The organism is bacterium, assembly GCA_026414725.1.
Taxonomy (GTDB): Bacteria; Ratteibacteria; UBA8468; order B48-G9; family JAFGKM01; genus JAAYXZ01.
Genome location: JAOAIL010000006.1, coordinates 1 through 15675, shown reverse-complemented (window position 1 = coordinate 15675; position 15675 = coordinate 1). Strand labels below are relative to the sequence as shown.

Here is a 15675-nt window from a genome sequence, read left to right as displayed (position 1 = left end):
ATAAACCCCCTTACTCCTTTACAATTGTTTTAATTCCTTTACCTGTTACTATCTTTTTTAGATTCCCTTTTCTGAATAGGTTAAAGACCACCACAGGGATATGGTTGTCCATACATAGAGAGATTGCAGAAGCATCCATTATTTTAAGTCGTTTCTGAAGTACTTCCATATAAGAAAGATTGTTGTATCTCTTTGCCGTAGGATTTGTCATTGGGTCTGCTGAATATATTCCATCAACCTTTGTTGCTTTAAGTATTACCTCTGCGCCAATCTCTATTGCTTTTAAGGCAGCAGCAGTATCAGTTGTGAAATATGGGTTTCCTGTTCCACCTACAAATATAACAATCCTTCTCTTTTCAAGATGTCTTATTGCTCTCCTTCTTATATACATTTCACAGAACTGCTTCATATCAAAGGCGCTCTGAACACGTGTTTCAAGTCCTAATTTTTCAAGTGTATTCTGCAGTGCAAGTCCATTAATAACCGTGGCAAGCATTCCCATATAATCTGCTGTTACAGGGTCTGTAATCTCTTTATCTCTCGTGTTCCCTCTATATATATTCCCTCCACCCAGTACTATCCCTATTTCACATCCTAACTGCCATACATCTTTTATCTCTTTCGCTATAGAAATAATTGCTTTTGAATTAATACCGAACTTCTCCTCTCCTTGCAGTGCTTCTCCTGAGAGTTTTAGAACAAATCTTTTATATAGTGGTTTCATTATTTTTTCCTCGGGAAGATTATCTCCCTTTTTTTAATCCTTATACCTTCTGACATTTTCTGGTTTAACAGTTTAAATCCATCTCTGTTAGGGTCTCCATCAAAACCTATCATCTGCCATATTCTTAAAGAAGAAAAAGGAATAAAAGGAGCAAGCATTATTGATACATTACGGATGCCATAGATGGTACTGTAAAGAATTTCTTTTACATTGCTGCATCCTTCCCGCCATGGGGCTTTTTCATCAAGAAATCTGTTTAGATAGGATACAAGTTTCCATATCTCCTCAAGTGCTTCTGAAAACGCAATCTTCTCCATCTTTTCAAAATATTTTTCAGATGAAGTAATAGCAAGATTTACAAGAGATGTATCAGGTGTTACATTACTTATCACACCCTGTGTTTTTGTTTCTATAAGGTTAAGGGTTCTATTTACAAGATTTCCCAGGTCATTAACAAGGTCACTATTATACCTTTTTTTGAAACCATCTTCTGAATACTCACCATCCAGTCCAAAAGGGACTTCTCTTAAAAGGAAGTATCTGAAAGCATCCAGTCCGTATTCTGCTATAATGTTCTGTGGTGAAACTATATTGCCTTTTGATTTTGAAATTTTGTCTTTACCGGATATCCACCAGCCATGAGCAAATATAGTTTTAGGAAGTGGAAGGTCCAGTGCAAGTAAAAGACAGGGCCATATAATATGATGAAATCTTATAATATCCTTTCCTATAAACTGTACATCCGGTGGCCAGTACTTTAAAAATGAGTTATCATCTTGCATATAACCTATCCCACTTAAATAGTTAATAAGAGCATCAAACCATACGTAAATAGTATAACCTTCAGATGTTGGAGCAGAAATACCCCATTCAACATTTTTTCTTGTGATACTCACATCATACAACCCTGACCTGATAAAATTAAGCACCTCATTTTTTCTGAAATCCGGTTTAACAAAATTGTTTTCTTCAATAAATTTTTCAAGTTGCTTTGCATACTTTGAAATACGGAAGAAGTAGGATGGTTCAGAGATTTTACTCATCTGTCTTTTACAGTCAGGACAGAGTGGATTACTCTCATCTTCCGGTATTGCATAACTTTCACAGGGAGTACAGTAGTATCCAGTATATTCTCCTTTATACAGGTCTCCTTTTTCTAATAGTTTGACAAATATCTTTTTTACAGTTTCCACATGCATTGGTTCAGTTGTTCTTATGAATCTTGTATAGGAGATATTTAATGTATCCCAGAGATTTTTATATATGGTAGAATTTCTATCAACAAACTCATTTATGGTTATATTCTGTTTTTGGGCTGCTTCATATATTTTCTGTCCATGTTCATCTGTTCCTGTGAGAAAGAAAACGTCATAGTCAGACATTCTATAGAACCTTGCGAGGGTATCAGCAGCAATAGTTGTATAGGTATGTCCTATATGGGGCTCTGCATTTATATAATATATAGGAGTAGTTATATAAATCTTCATTGTTTTTTCAAAAGTTCTTTTTTATAAAGTTCATCTTCATAACCAAGGCAGCATAACAATCGTCCACACTGTCCTGTAATCTTATTAATATCAAGTGGTAAATTCTGATTTTTAACCATTCTCATTGTTATTGAATCAAACCTTCTTAAAAACTGTGCGCAGCATAGTGGACAGCCACATATTCCATACCCCCCTTTAATTTTCGCTTCGTCTCTCAACCCTATCTGTCGCATTTCTATCCTGCAGTTGAATATCTTTGCCAGTTCTCTCACAAGGTTTCTAAAATCAATTCTACTTTCAGACCAGTAATAAAAAGTTATTTTTGTCCTATCAAAGGAGTACTCTGCATCAATCAGTTTCATTGGAAGATTATATGTTTTTATCTTTTCTTTACATATAGCAATACATTCTAATACCTTTCCTCTGTTTTCCTTTATAACTTCAATATCTTTATCTGTTACTTTTCTCAATACCTTACCAGAGATAGTCGGTTTAAGCAGTGTTTTCCCTTCAATAAATCCATAGACCTTCCCGTAATCAATAGTTCCCTGTGTTAATTCTATAATACAAAGGTCACCTTTCTTTACATCTATCAAGTCCTGTCCGACCCTGAAAAACTGGGATTTTTCGCCTTTTCTGGTCTCTATTTCAGCGATTCTATCCATTTTTCATATCCTTCTATAACCATACCTTCCTCTACTGAAACTGCATTGAGTCCCTTGCTTTTTTCGTAATAGTAACGAAACCTGTCTTCATCCCCTGTCTTTTTATAAAACAAAGCCATTTCTATATTGTACTGTTTCTTATCAGGATATAATTTTAGAACTTTTAGATACATTCTTTCCGCATCTTTATAATCTCCTGTGGCTTCATATAGAAATGCAAGTTTTCTATAACAACTTATTAATAATGGATTTAAATTGATTGCCTGTAAATATAAAATTTCTGCCTGCTGTTTATAGATTAGTTCTTTCTTAAAAGTAAAAATGGTATAGAAAATATCTCCTTTCTTCTCATATATTTCAAAATTATTCCCATACAACTTTCCTGCTTTTTCAATGTAGTAAAGTTTAGTATTTATATCACTTTCCTCTTCTGAAAGAGCCATTTCTCTCTGCGAAAGAGAAAATCTTGTATATTCTATAGTAGTAAAAATTAGCAGTAATATAATAAGAAAATTAACCCCATCTGTCAAGGAGCGATATCTATTAAATTTATTTTCTTTTGGGTTAGTTGAAGCAAGCCCACCACCTATAAAAAATAGAACAGCAACAGCGGGATTGATAAAATTAAAATCAATGAAATTATGGAGAAGGAAAGAAAGAAAAGAGAAAGACACTCCTGCTTCTAACATTGACACTTTTGCATTTGTAAAAAGGTTTATCCCTATAGTTATAAAAAAAGCAAATAAGAAAAATGTGCCTACAATACCTGTTTCAGCGAGTGATGCAAAAAATATAGAATGAGGATGTTTTGCTTCCATCGCACCGGGTGTTTTATATTTTAAATAGTAATATTTATAATTTTCTGGTCCTACTCCAACTAAAGGATGTTCTTTAAATACTGTAGTGGCTGCTTTCCAGTAGTTTACTCTATCAACAAAAGAACTCATTTTGGGGAGTTTCCCTGCTGTATATCCACCATACATAAACAACATTTCAAAGATGATTAAGGCAGGCAGAATAATTCTTAATCTTCGTGTATCAAATATCAGAAAAATTGTTATTATCTGTAAAACAAAAAGAAGTATATATATACCACCACTGGAACCCGTAAGAAATATATTCCAGAGAGAAAGTATAAGTGTTGCCATTGCTATTACCCTTAAAATAATTCTCTCTCTGGATATGGATAAAAAAAATGAAAGAGGTATAAGAAACAGCAGGAATGATGCAAATATATTGGGATATATAAATGTTGCAAAAACCCTGTTACTCTGGATTCTTTCAAGGAATGTAGGTGGTAACGTTTTTAGAAGTTCAGGTCTGGAATATATAAATTCCTTTGTCTGTTTAAGACCAAAAAAATACTGGTCTATTCCGTAGATACAAATGAGAAACCCGCTGATAATAATAGTGAAAAGCAAAATTTTTTTCTCATCAACTGTTTTGAATACCTCTTTTACCAAAAAGAATATACACCAGTAAGCAAGTATCTGTGCATTAAAACCAACTCCTGTCCCTTTTATAGGTGAAATACCTGTTGATATGGATGATATGGTGAAATAAAGGAGAAGTAATATAGATGTTTTATCAAGTTCTATTTTAAAATTTTTAATCAGAATATGGGTTATGGTAAGCAAGAAAAAATAGATATTCCAGATAAAATTATATACAGGATAACTTAACCCATCAACAAAAAATCTAAAAAAAACAAAGATACAGATACTTATAATAATAAAACCATTATAAGGACTAACCCTTTTCTCCTTTTGTTCTTTCTCCCGATTTCTTTTTTTCATTTAGAAGCCCTGTTGCTTCAGATATGTTTTTTAATCTATGTGTTTTCAAAAATTCTGTAAATGTCTCATATATCTGGTCTACAATATAAGGGTTAGAAAAAAGTCCACTCCCAATCCCCACAGCACTTGCTCCTGCAAGGATATATTCCAGAGCGTCTTTGCCTGTTGTTATTCCTCCCATACCTATTACTGGAATTTTCACTTTTTTATATACATCATATACCGCCTTCAGTCCTACAGGTTTTACACAGGAACCTGAAAGCCCGCCTTCAATAATCCTCATATTTTCTATATCTACAGCAACTGCTTTTAAGGTATTTATTAAACTTATTGCATCTGCCCCTGCCTCTTCTGCAGATAATGCTATTTCGGTTATATCTGTTATATTTGGAGATAATTTTGCTATAACAGTTTCTCTTTTAAATATCTCTTTTGCATTTCTAATAAAATTGTATGTATCCTCTGGAGATTGAGCAACCATACGATTATTTCTATTTACATTTGGACAGGAAAGATTTAACTCTATTGTTTCTACTCCTTTTTTTACAAGCAGTTCTAACATTCTTTTTATCTCTTCAGGACTTTCTCCAGATATACTTACAATTGTCTTAACACCATCTATCTTGTATAGTCCTTTCTCCAGAAATTCCTTTATACCCGGATTTTGAAGCCCGATGCAGTTTATCATTCCTGAAGATGTCTCCCAGATACGGGGTTGAGGATTGCCTTTGCGAGGGTTAAGTGTGATTGTCTTTGTTACTATTGCTCCAATTTTTTCATAGTCAAGGTAGTTAAGTTTTACCTCTCCATAACTGAATATTCCGCTTGCTATAATCACAGGTGTTTTTAAATTAAGTTTGCCCAACCTGATTTCTATCCCTTTTATTCCCATACAACCTCTTTTACATTAAAAACAGGTCCATCCTTACATACTCTTTTATATTCCCATCCATTTTTCCCTTTTATTTTAGTGACACATCCATAACATATACCCACTCCACACGCCATCCTGTTTTCCATTGAAACAAAAGCAGGTGTTTCATATTCCTGAGAAATTCTCGCTATATCTTTAAGTAATCCGTAAGGTCCTCCTCCATATATAACATCTGGTGAACCATCTTTCTCTATATGTTTTTCAAGTATATCACCGAGTAATCCCTTCTCCCCATAAGAACCATCATCAGTAGAAAATACATAGTTAACTTTATAAGGCAGGATATTAAAAGCAATACATTCAGAAGTTCTTGCTCCATAAAAAAAAGTTATACTACAGTTTTGCTGTAATAATGCTTCTGTGAGAAATAGAAGGGGAGCAATACCTGTTCCTCCACCAGCAAGATATATATTTTTCCATTTTTTATTAACAGGAAAACCATTTCCCAGTGGTCCTATAACATCAAGTAATTCTCCATTTTGTTTTCTACTCAATACCTCAGTTGCTCTTCCTACCACTTTATAAACTATCTTTAAATAATTTTTGCTATATCCTGCGATAGAAAAAGGTCTTCTTAAAAAGAATGGCTCTATCTTTATATGTACAAACTGTCCAGGTACAGGTACCTTATTAAAATTTCCTTCTAATTCCAATAGATAAAGTTTTTCTGTCAGAAAAAGATTATCTTTTATTATGAATTTTTTTGCTTCCATCCCTTATATCTTACCACATCCACCCTTTTTTATAAAACCACCTTATTTCCCCTCTCTTGAGGAGAGATGGGTGCTGGTGCGACGGGTAAGGAACATTGTATAGCACACCCACCGAGATGGTGAGGTGGGTGTCTTAAGTCCGTCAGAACAGGGTGGGAATGAAATCTTCCCTTACTTTCTCCTCAATTCTTTATTCTATATCCTCTCCCTTGAGGGGAGAGGGTACGGGTGAGGGTGAAACCGTTGCTTTATTCTCTACCCACACTTATTTTCCCACCCCCTAATACGGGAGGGATTGGTCTTTTACCCTCTCCTGAAGAAAGATGCAAGGAAAGAGTAAGACAATGTAATAACATCTATTTACACTTTTATAAATTAAAGGTAAAATAATTAAAATGCGATTTTCTCTTATTTTGAAAGGCAACTCTATAAAGACAGAAAAGAATAAAGACATCAGAAAGTATTTCATATCATTTCTTAAAAAGATATTCTCCACCGCCTCACAATTAGAATACGAAGAACTATTTAGTACCAAGAAGGTAAAACCCTATGTCTATTCTCCATTTCTCGGGCTAAACTGGGAGAAAGGTATTTTAGGACCTGATATATCTATCATTTTTTCTTCCGGTGATATTTCAGTAATTTCTCACTTTTGGAATGGAATACTATCTCTTCAAAAGAACGAGAATGCATTTATAGAAATTGAAGGAGTAAAGTTTGTCCTTGAGAATATACAACTTCTCCCACAGCGTAGGATAAATTCCTCAAAGATTATTTGTAAATCCATAGGTGCAATAGTAATGACAGACCCATCTGCTTCTCCTTCTAACTTTTCTGAATGGTTTACAGTTCCCTCAAAAGATAACATACAGAAGTTCAATGAAGTATTTAATGAAAGAACAGCAATAAGTTATAGTTCTATCTTAGGAAAAACATTGAAAAGTAATATACAATTTAATATCCTACCGGATTATAGAATAACAGAAATAATAGTTCCTGTTTTTGGTGGATATGCAAAAGGATTTAAAGGTGGCTTTTCCCTTGAAGGGAATCCTGAAGTATTGCAATTTTTATATGATTTTGGGATAGGAGTAAGAACTGGCCAGGGTTTTGGAATGATTGATGTAATAAAACAGTTATGAGATAAGATGAAGACCATAGGAAAAACTCAAAGAATAAATATTACATATAAAGAAAAAGTAAACATTCCTGAAAAATATAGAAGTATATTCTGGGATTGTGCAAAAGATGTTGTCCTTGAAAAGTATATATTAAGAATACTCACCTATGGTAATTTTGAAGATATAAAAGAAATTTATTATCAATATCCTGAAGAAACTTTCAAAATTGCTTTTAAATACCCTGAAGTAAAAAGGGGAGTAAAATTCTGGATAAAGATATGGAAAAAACAGAACAAATGAAAAAAATAGCGAGGGAGATACAGAATAATTTCAAAAATTTCTATCTTGCAGGTGGGACTGTATTAATGTTTAAGTATAATCATAGAATTAGTGAAGACCTTGATTTCCTTACTGAGGAAGAATTTTCTTATATGAGAATATCCTCAAAAATAAAAAAATTTTTTGTACTGGAAAAAGAAGAAAAGTTTGTGGATAATATTGACTTTATAATTAAAGGAATAAAAGTTTCTTTTATCTTTTTCCCTTTTAAAAATATAAATCCACTTGAAGTATATGACGGAATAAAAATGGCTTCTGATTATGACATATTCATTAACAAAATCTATTCTGCTGGAAGAAGAATTGAAACAAAAGATTTGGTGGATTTTGCATTCCTTTATAGTAAATATAAGTGGGAAAAAGAAAAAGTAGAAAGCGATTTTGAAAAAAAGTTTCCTTTGCAGGATTTTAATCTATATCTTGGAGCAATTCTTTCTGTAGAAGATTATCCTGATGTTAATAGAAAAACATTAAAAATAATAGAAGAGATAAAGAAAAAATGGCAAATAATAAAATAACACTTTACCCTTCTAACTGGCTATATAACGCAGGCGTGGTCGGCCTGTTACGAATTTTAGAATTCGCTGGGAAAAATAATACTTTTCAATTTAATAATGATGGGAGTGTTGAGATAGAAAGAAAGGTTTTAGAAGAAAGTTATAAATTGCTTGTACAATATCATAAAAAGGAATTAAACGAAGAGTTTAAAATATATGGAAAAAATAAAAGATATCCAAATTATATACAAAAAAATCAAGAAGATTTTTTTAAGGAAGAATATATTAAAAAATTATCTTCTGTTGAACCCAGAATAAATAATAAATCCTGTAATTGGTGTTGTGGGCATTTCTTACCTCAAAAAGTATTAGATGATTTACAGAGTAAATTTTTAACAAATGTTTCATATAAAAAGAATAAAGATTCATTTATTAAATTTATCTCTCAAAGAGAAGTATTTCAAGGAATACATATTAAAGAATTAGGAGGAGCCATTACAGAAATGCCTAATTCCTTCTGGAACTTTAAAACCTCAACACCATTATGTCATCTGTGTTCTTATTTAGTAATTTTTCATCATTTATCTTTTTACAAAGATGTTTTTATAAATACTTCTTTATTCTATCTTACATGGGATTTAAATAAATTTATTGAAAAATTTTTTATCAAGGATGAACAATATAACATTAAAAAACTTTTTGCTACTTCCTTACTTCAGTGGATTGTCAAAAGAAGAGCACTACTTGGAACCTGGACAATGATGAATATTGAAATGATAGTTAAAAGAAGGGTTAGAATTAATAATAAATTGGAAAATATTATTGATTATTATGATTTACCTTATCACATAACAAGAATATTAATTGATTATGAAATTGCTAATTTAATAGATAGAATTGGAGAAATAAAAATTTTTAATTTACTTCTTGATGGAAAATTTTCAGAACTTGAAAAGGCAAACTATTTTATTTTAAGGACTCTATTAAAAATAAAAAATAAGGAAAGGATTTCTGAAAACGATCCAGTAAAAAAGTATATAAGTGAAAGTAAAATGGATATAAATAATCTTTATAAAATTTCACTCCTTTTGTCAGAATTATATACAAGAATAATGAAAATCTTAAAAACGGAGGTGGGATATGGCTAATATAGACATACTAATGTGGAATTTAAAAGAAAAAGGAAAAGAAATAAGTAGACAATTAGCATCCGAGGAGGAGTTGAAATCAATAGATAACATCGCTTTCAGGTTACTTGAACAGATTCGTCTCGAGAATAAAGATAATGTCTTTTATATACTACTTAGATGGTTTAAGACAAATGGAAAGAAATTTCCTGAAGAACTTATAGAAGCATTTAAACCTGAGAATGAAATATACTTTAAAACATTACTTTTCTCATTCCTAGCCCCTATTTTAACTTTACAAAAAAATATAAAGGAGGAACAAAATGAAGATTAAGGAAGCAATAACCATTACTATTATTTTTGAAGCAGATGCTCTTAACCGAGGAGAAAAAGTAGCAGGAAATATTCCTTCTATCAAGAAACTTATGAGAGGTTGGGGAGAAGCATATTCATTTATTTCAAGGCCTGCAATGAGACATTACCTCTGGATAACACTTAACAGGATGAATCCAGAAAGATGGAAAGAAGCGCCCGTTACAAGAGCCAATGGTAATGTTATTCAATTTGATCTTAAAAAAGGTAATATTAAAGAGTATGCTGAACTTGATGTTTTTGGATATATGGGAACTAAAAAAGGTAATAAAAAGGGGAAAGGAAAACAGATTACAAGGAAATCCGCTATAGGAATAACAAAATCTATTTCTTTTGAACCATGGGCAGGAGATATTACTTTCTATGCGAATCATGATTTAGTTAGAAGATATGTTAAACAATATCCAGATGCAAAACTTGAACCAAATCCATATAATCCTGAAGAACATAAGTCGCTTTATAAAACCTCCTTTACGTTGGATTTGAAAAAAATAGGAACCGATGATAGTGGCAGATTGGTTATTTCTGACCAAGAAAAGGAGGGACGAGTTCTAGACATATTGACTTCTATTTACAATGGTCTTTACTATCATTCTTCTGGAGAATGTCCTGGCATTGTGCCTTTATTTTTGATTTCAGGTATCGTAAAGATTCCTATTCCAATATTTCATTCCTTTGTTGATGTGGAATTCTATAAAGAAAATCATAGACCAAAATTTAGAATTAGGGAGAATTTACTGCAGAATGGAATATCTAATGGTTGGATTGAAAAAATAAATGGAAAAAGTTTAACTTTTGTTGAATCTCGAGAACCAGATGCAATGAGTTCAGATTTTATAGAAAAGCACTCATATGCAAAATGGGATATATTTATAAAAGAGTTATTTAAATAGCTCTTAAGAAAAGAATTTACCAAATACAGGAATAGTTAAAATGAAATTTTTGAGATTAAAAATTTATCAACCCCATGTTCATTATAGAATTCCGTTCACTCTTTCTAGAAGGCATACTTATCCCATTCCTCCTTATTCTACTGTTATAGGACTTATATGTAATGTTCTCGGAATAAAAGACCAAAATGATGAGAAGTTCGTTAAGTTAAAAGAGTTAGGTCTTGCTATTTATGGAAAGTTTGAATCAATGACAAAAGAATATATATGGCTAAGAAACTTGTCAGCAAATTCGCACAGAAATAGATTTATTACTATACAAAATAGAACTATGGACCAAATTCCTGAACATCCAGGAAGACAGATACCTACGAGAATAGATGTTTTAGAGAATGTAAACCTTATCATCTACATTTACCATAGTGATGAAAAATTCATCATAGAATTGAAGGAGGTATTTAACAATCCACAAAATAGAATTTATCCTTTACATCTTGGAAGAGCAGAGGACTGGATTGTATTTGAAGATAGTCCAGAGGAAGCAATAAGGATAGTTGATATTGATAAAAATAATAAAAAACCTTTTTATGGAAAGTTATACTATTATACTTGGATTCCTGACCCAAGACCACGAAATAAGAAAAGTAAAGAATATCCTAATTGGTTTGAAAAAGATTTTTATCCTGTTGACTATAAGGAGTTCTTCTTAAAAATTAAAGGGAGTTTTCATCTAGTCACAGGGCTTTATAAAATAGAAGATGGTTTCCGAAATTTTAGACATATCCCTGTGAAACTTTTTGAACAAGGTGAGTTTCCTTTTTATTTCGGAAAACCTTTTGAATTTATAACAGATACTGAAATGAATATTCCTCTTTTTTTGTGTAAAATGATTTAATCCGGAGTATTAAAATGGATATATGGGCAAAATCTAGTGGAGTACTATTAATTAAACACACTGAAGATGTGATAAAAACAATTGAAAAACTACCTTTAGATAAATTAAACTATGGCAATTTTAAAAACGGTTCTAATATTGATGAGTATTATTTAAAATATCTGCTTAAATGGGCTGGATTTTTTCATGACCTTGGGAAAATATCGCCTTCTTTTCAGAAAAAGATAGGTAATACCAATACCCTGACTTCCAATAATAAATTTCCTTATGTAAGACACAATATTCTATCCTTGTTCTTCATAGACAAGGAAAAAGTAAAGACAATATGTAGAAATAGCGAAAGTTTATATACAACATTTTTATCTGCTGTTGCTTTTCATCACTGGAAAATAGACGAAAAAAAGTATCTTTTGCAAATAAATAATGATTTGAGAGAAACAGCAGAATTTCTGTTAAAGAATAGTAATGGAGCAACACTTACGGAAGAACTAAAAAAAATTTTTTCTAATTTTAAAATAGATGGATTGGCCGTAACTGATTATATTTCATTTGATGAACATATTGTAAAACAAATTTCTCAAGGGGGTAATTTAACCAGTATTGGGATAATCCCTCCGTACACTCTTTATTTTCTACCAGAGAGATTAAAACTGGAAATAGAATTGAAAATAGACCTTAATCTGTGGATTTTTCTTTCTGGCTTTTTAATAAGAGCAGACCATTTTACTTCATTTGTAGAAAGGCAAGAACACCGTGGTATTACTTTATGCGAAGTTGAAAAGGAAACAAAAAGAATTTCTATTATTGAGAATATATTAGAAAAACATTTTGGCAAACAATTTTGGCAGAAAGATATGGTTGAAAATTTTAAAAACAAAAATTTGATTCTTATTGCCCCGACAGGTATTGGTAAAACAGAATTTGCTTTATTGTGGTCAGAGGATGAGAAACTTTTTTATACACTTCCTTTAAGATGTGCCACAAACCAAATATTTGACCGTATCTCTAAATACTTAAACCAATCAAATGCTGCTATTTTTAAAGAAGAAGACCCTTTCATAAATGAAAATGTGGGACTTTTACATTCAGATGCAGACCTTTATTTGGTGGAAAAATCAAGCAATTCAACAGAAGATATAGATGGGGAACTACTTAAAATTCTAGACCTTTCAAGACATTTTTCTTTACCCATAAATATATGTACAGGAGACCAGATTTTTCCTGCATCTTTAAAATACCCTCAATACGAAAAAGTTTATGCAACTTTAGGCTATTCAAGATTAGTAATAGATGAAGTTCAAGCATATAATCCAAAAGCATGTGCAATGATAGTAAAATTAATAGAAGATATTGTTTCTCTGGGTGGTAAATTTTTATTGATGACAGCAACACTTCCTAATTTTGTAAAGAATTATTTGAAAGATAAGAATGTCATATCGGATAGCGATATTATTAATTATTATTCTGAAATAAAAGACGATCTTATCAGGCATAAGATAGAATTGCGAGATAAAAGTATTACAGATGATATAAGAGAAATTATAGATAAATCTAAAAAAGGTAAAAGAGTTCTTGTGGTTTGTAATACTGTTGAAAAAGCAGAGGAAATGTATGAATACATAAAAAATAGTACTAAAGATCAAAAAATATACCTTGATATACTACATTCAAGATTTACATTAGAAGAAAGAAAGGAAAAGGAAAAAAGACTGGAAGAAGAATTCAATAATCCTAAACCCGAAGATGAGAATAAATCTAAAATACTTGTTGCTACTCAAGTTATTGAAGCATCATTGGATATAGATGCAGATTATTTATTTACAGAGATTGCTCCAATGGATTCTTTGATTCAACGTATGGGAAGAATAATGAGGAGAGTAAATGTATTAACAGGAAGTATTAAAGATTCAAATAGAATTTTTACATATGAAAATTATTATTCTCAAAATGAAAAAAACATATATGTCTATTATATAAAAGAAAAAGGATATATAGAATCTGGGAAAGGAAAGATATATGAAGAGATTTTATTGAAGGGAACCCTAGAAATTTTAAAAAATAAAAATAATTTTACAGAAAAGGAGAAACAAAAGTTGGTTGAAGGACTTTATGACAATTTAGAAAATTCAGAGTATATCAATACTTTTTTTCAGACAGTATCAATTTTGAACGCTGGCTATGTTTCTGAGTATAAAGAAGAAGCGCATAATTTATTTAGAGAGATTTTTTCTATGTCAATAATAAAATCAGAACATGAAAATGAAATAATTAAAAAAATAAATGATGCTATTCTAAATAATTTGGACATTACTTGGCTTTGGTTTAAAAAGGAAATCATAGCTAAATATGTAATAAATTTATCAGGATGGAAAATAAAAGAACGGGAAATAATAGATACTTTATGGAATATTTTAAAAGATAAAATAGTGCAGAAAGATGTTGAAATAAGTAGAAAATTACGGAGTTATTCTGAGAATATTTGGGTTTTAAAGGTAAACAAAATAAAAGAACAGTCAATTATTATTTAAAATCTAATGGTAGATTTATTAAATTATAGAATTACTGGAACACATATCGCTTATTATATTGTGTGTAAAAGGAAACTATGGTTGTTCTCACATGGATTAGGAATGGAGCAATTTTCTGATTTTGTTGAGATGGGTAAAGTATTAAGTGAGAGTTCATTTAAAAGAGAAGGGTATAAAGAGATAATGTTAGGAGACACAATAAAAGTGGATTTTCTCAGGATTGGAAATGAAATAATAGTTAATGAAGTCAAAAAATCAAGGAATCTTGAAGAAGCACATATATGGCAGACAAAGTTCTACATCTATAAACTCCAGAGGACAGGAGTAGAATGTACAAGAGGAATAATTCATTACCCTAAATTGATGAAAAAAATAGAGGTAATTTTAAAAGATGAAGATAGAAGGAATATAGAAAATGCAGAAGAGAATATTAAAGAGATAATGGACCTATCTAAACCACCTGAGGTAGTAAAAAAACCATATTGCAGAAACTGTGCATATTTTGAACTCTGTTATATATGAAGAACTATTATATCTTTTCTAATGGAGTATTGAAGCGAAAAGAAAACACCATATTTTTTGAAACAATGGAAGGTAAAAAGCCAATTCCAGTTGAAAATATAGACCAGTTGTTTGTCTTTGGAGAAGTTGACTTCAATAATAAGTTTTTAAATTTTTCCGCTCAGAATGGTATCTGTATCCATATATTTAATTATTATGGATATTATTCTGGAACTTTTTACCCACGCGAGACAAATCTCTCAGGAGACCTTTTAATCAGACAAGTAGCACATTATCTTGATGGAACAAAAAGAATTGTTCTTGCAAGATGTTTTGTTCAGGGTGCCATACACAATATAAAAAGAAATCTTCAAAAAAGAGAGGACTTTAAAAAAGAAATATCACAGATAGAGGAGTTTGAGAAAGAAATAGAAAAGGCGAAGACCATACCAGAACTTATGAGTTTAGAGGCACATACAAGGAAACTATATTATGGTTGTTTTGAAAAAATTACTGGCTGGGAATTTGGAGAAAGAATTGTAAACCCACCTGGTAATCCTTTGAATGCACTTATATCTTTTGGGAATGCGCTTGTTTATACGACTGTTTTGAGAGAGATTTATTTAACTCCTTTAAATCCTACAATAAGTTATCTTCATCAACCAGGTGCAAGAAGGTTTTCTTTATCATTGGATGTTTCCGAGATATTCAAACCGATTTTAGTGGATAGGATAGTATTTAAACTTATAAATTTAAACCAGATTACAGAGAAACATTTTGAAAAGGAATTAGGAGGAATATATCTTGATGAGGAAGGCAGAAAGATATTTATTGAATCTTTTGATGAAATGCTAAATACTACTTTGGTTCACAGGAATTTACGAAAAAAGGTAAAATATAAAACACTAATAAAATTAGAACTATATAAGATAATAAAACATCTATTGGAAGAGAAAAAATATAATCCATTAAAGGTGTGGTGGTAAATGCAAATGATATTTATATATGATATTGACCTTACAGAAGGAACAAAAAGCCAGAGAAGATTAAATGCAGTGAAGAAAATAGGAAGGAAATATCTTACCC

At 31.1% G+C, this 15675-nt stretch carries 16 protein-coding genes; 10 read left to right on the top strand and 6 right to left on the bottom strand.

Annotation, left to right across the window (positions count from 1 at the left end; translation table 11 throughout):
• Positions 1-10: 10 nt before the first annotated feature.
• The 6 genes from pyrH to N3D17_03455 are packed head-to-tail and all read right to left on the bottom strand — an operon-like array spanning position 11 to position 6319.
• A complete protein-coding gene (pyrH, locus tag N3D17_03480) occupies positions 11-724 on the bottom strand; it encodes a UMP kinase (GenBank protein ID MCX8082448.1) in 714 nt (237 codons plus the stop codon).
• Entirely contained in the window at positions 724-2211 is a 1488-nt protein-coding gene (gene metG / locus N3D17_03475) for a methionine--tRNA ligase (protein ID MCX8082447.1), read from the bottom strand. The genes pyrH and metG overlap by 1 nt, the downstream gene beginning before the upstream one ends.
• Positions 2208-2876, bottom strand: coding sequence for a hypothetical protein (locus N3D17_03470; GenBank protein ID MCX8082446.1), 669 nt, complete (start codon positions 2874-2876; stop codon positions 2208-2210). Before N3D17_03470 ends, metG begins: the two co-directional genes overlap by 4 nt.
• The gene (locus N3D17_03465; protein ID MCX8082445.1) at positions 2855-4672 is read right to left on the bottom strand and encodes an O-antigen ligase family protein; all 1818 of its coding nucleotides are present in this window, start codon (positions 4670-4672) and stop codon (positions 2855-2857) included. The genes N3D17_03470 and N3D17_03465 overlap by 22 nt, the downstream gene beginning before the upstream one ends.
• Positions 4626-5564, bottom strand: a complete 939-nt coding sequence (locus tag N3D17_03460) for a dihydroorotate dehydrogenase (GenBank protein ID MCX8082444.1) — start codon at positions 5562-5564, stop codon at positions 4626-4628. Before N3D17_03460 ends, N3D17_03465 begins: the two co-directional genes overlap by 47 nt.
• Positions 5555-6319 (bottom strand): dihydroorotate dehydrogenase electron transfer subunit, encoded by a 765-nt coding sequence (locus N3D17_03455; protein MCX8082443.1) that lies wholly within the window; start codon positions 6317-6319, stop codon positions 5555-5557. The genes N3D17_03460 and N3D17_03455 overlap by 10 nt, the downstream gene beginning before the upstream one ends.
• A gap of 395 nt (positions 6320-6714) precedes the next feature.
• Between N3D17_03455 and cas6 the strand changes: the two genes are divergently transcribed.
• Genes cas6 through cas1b form a run of 10 tightly spaced genes read left to right on the top strand, consistent with a single transcriptional unit; the run spans position 6715 to position 15575 of the window.
• A complete protein-coding gene (gene cas6 / locus N3D17_03450; protein ID MCX8082442.1) occupies positions 6715-7461 on the top strand; it encodes a CRISPR-associated endoribonuclease Cas6 in 747 nt (248 codons plus the stop codon).
• Positions 7462-7467: 6 nt separating this feature from the next.
• Positions 7468-7740: a hypothetical protein gene (locus N3D17_03445; GenBank protein MCX8082441.1), complete on the top strand. Its 273-nt coding sequence runs from the start codon at positions 7468-7470 to the stop codon at positions 7738-7740.
• Positions 7719-8297: a nucleotidyl transferase AbiEii/AbiGii toxin family protein gene (locus N3D17_03440; GenBank protein MCX8082440.1), complete on the top strand. Its 579-nt coding sequence runs from the start codon at positions 7719-7721 to the stop codon at positions 8295-8297. Before N3D17_03445 ends, N3D17_03440 begins: the two co-directional genes overlap by 22 nt.
• Positions 8279-9424 carry a hypothetical protein gene (locus N3D17_03435; protein ID MCX8082439.1) on the top strand — a complete coding sequence of 382 codons (1146 nt, stop codon included), beginning with the start codon at positions 8279-8281 and terminating at the stop codon, positions 9422-9424. The genes N3D17_03440 and N3D17_03435 overlap by 19 nt, the downstream gene beginning before the upstream one ends.
• A complete protein-coding gene (locus tag N3D17_03430; protein ID MCX8082438.1) occupies positions 9417-9737 on the top strand; it encodes a hypothetical protein in 321 nt (106 codons plus the stop codon). Before N3D17_03435 ends, N3D17_03430 begins: the two co-directional genes overlap by 8 nt.
• Positions 9727-10668 carry a type I-B CRISPR-associated protein Cas7/Cst2/DevR gene (gene cas7i, locus N3D17_03425; protein MCX8082437.1) on the top strand — a complete coding sequence of 314 codons (942 nt, stop codon included), beginning with the start codon at positions 9727-9729 and terminating at the stop codon, positions 10666-10668. The genes N3D17_03430 and cas7i overlap by 11 nt, the downstream gene beginning before the upstream one ends.
• A gap of 40 nt (positions 10669-10708) precedes the next feature.
• Positions 10709-11560: a type I-B CRISPR-associated protein Cas5b gene (cas5b, locus tag N3D17_03420; GenBank protein ID MCX8082436.1), complete on the top strand. Its 852-nt coding sequence runs from the start codon at positions 10709-10711 to the stop codon at positions 11558-11560.
• 14 nt (positions 11561-11574) lie between these two features.
• Positions 11575-14088, top strand: a complete 2514-nt coding sequence (cas3, locus tag N3D17_03415) for a CRISPR-associated helicase Cas3' (GenBank protein MCX8082435.1) — start codon at positions 11575-11577, stop codon at positions 14086-14088.
• Between the two features lie 6 nt (positions 14089-14094).
• Positions 14095-14610, top strand: a complete 516-nt coding sequence (gene cas4 / locus N3D17_03410) for a CRISPR-associated protein Cas4 (GenBank protein MCX8082434.1) — start codon at positions 14095-14097, stop codon at positions 14608-14610.
• Positions 14607-15575 (top strand): type I-B CRISPR-associated endonuclease Cas1b, encoded by a 969-nt coding sequence (cas1b, locus tag N3D17_03405; GenBank protein ID MCX8082433.1) that lies wholly within the window; start codon positions 14607-14609, stop codon positions 15573-15575. The genes cas4 and cas1b overlap by 4 nt, the downstream gene beginning before the upstream one ends.
• Positions 15576-15675: the final 100 nt, after the last annotated feature.

Coding starts and splice junctions, on each gene's coding strand:
- N3D17_03455 (MCX8082443.1), bottom strand. CDS start 6,319: ATGGAAGCAAAAAAATTCATAATAAAAGATAATCTTTTTCTGACAGAA.
- N3D17_03460 (MCX8082444.1), bottom strand. CDS start 5,564: ATGGGAATAAAAGGGATAGAAATCAGGTTGGGCAAACTTAATTTAAAA.
- cas7i (MCX8082437.1), top strand. CDS start 9,727: ATGAAGATTAAGGAAGCAATAACCATTACTATTATTTTTGAAGCAGAT.
- cas3 (MCX8082435.1), top strand. CDS start 11,575: ATGGATATATGGGCAAAATCTAGTGGAGTACTATTAATTAAACACACT.
- N3D17_03465 (MCX8082445.1), bottom strand. CDS start 4,672: ATGAAAAAAAGAAATCGGGAGAAAGAACAAAAGGAGAAAAGGGTTAGT.
- N3D17_03435 (MCX8082439.1), top strand. CDS start 8,279: ATGGCAAATAATAAAATAACACTTTACCCTTCTAACTGGCTATATAAC.
- N3D17_03440 (MCX8082440.1), top strand. CDS start 7,719: ATGGAAAAAACAGAACAAATGAAAAAAATAGCGAGGGAGATACAGAAT.
- pyrH (MCX8082448.1), bottom strand. CDS start 724: ATGAAACCACTATATAAAAGATTTGTTCTAAAACTCTCAGGAGAAGCA.
- N3D17_03430 (MCX8082438.1), top strand. CDS start 9,417: ATGGCTAATATAGACATACTAATGTGGAATTTAAAAGAAAAAGGAAAA.
- metG (MCX8082447.1), bottom strand. CDS start 2,211: ATGAAGATTTATATAACTACTCCTATATATTATATAAATGCAGAGCCC.
- N3D17_03445 (MCX8082441.1), top strand. CDS start 7,468: ATGAAGACCATAGGAAAAACTCAAAGAATAAATATTACATATAAAGAA.
- cas4 (MCX8082434.1), top strand. CDS start 14,095: ATGGTAGATTTATTAAATTATAGAATTACTGGAACACATATCGCTTAT.
- cas5b (MCX8082436.1), top strand. CDS start 10,709: ATGAAATTTTTGAGATTAAAAATTTATCAACCCCATGTTCATTATAGA.
- cas6 (MCX8082442.1), top strand. CDS start 6,715: ATGCGATTTTCTCTTATTTTGAAAGGCAACTCTATAAAGACAGAAAAG.
- N3D17_03470 (MCX8082446.1), bottom strand. CDS start 2,876: ATGGATAGAATCGCTGAAATAGAGACCAGAAAAGGCGAAAAATCCCAG.
- cas1b (MCX8082433.1), top strand. CDS start 14,607: ATGAAGAACTATTATATCTTTTCTAATGGAGTATTGAAGCGAAAAGAA.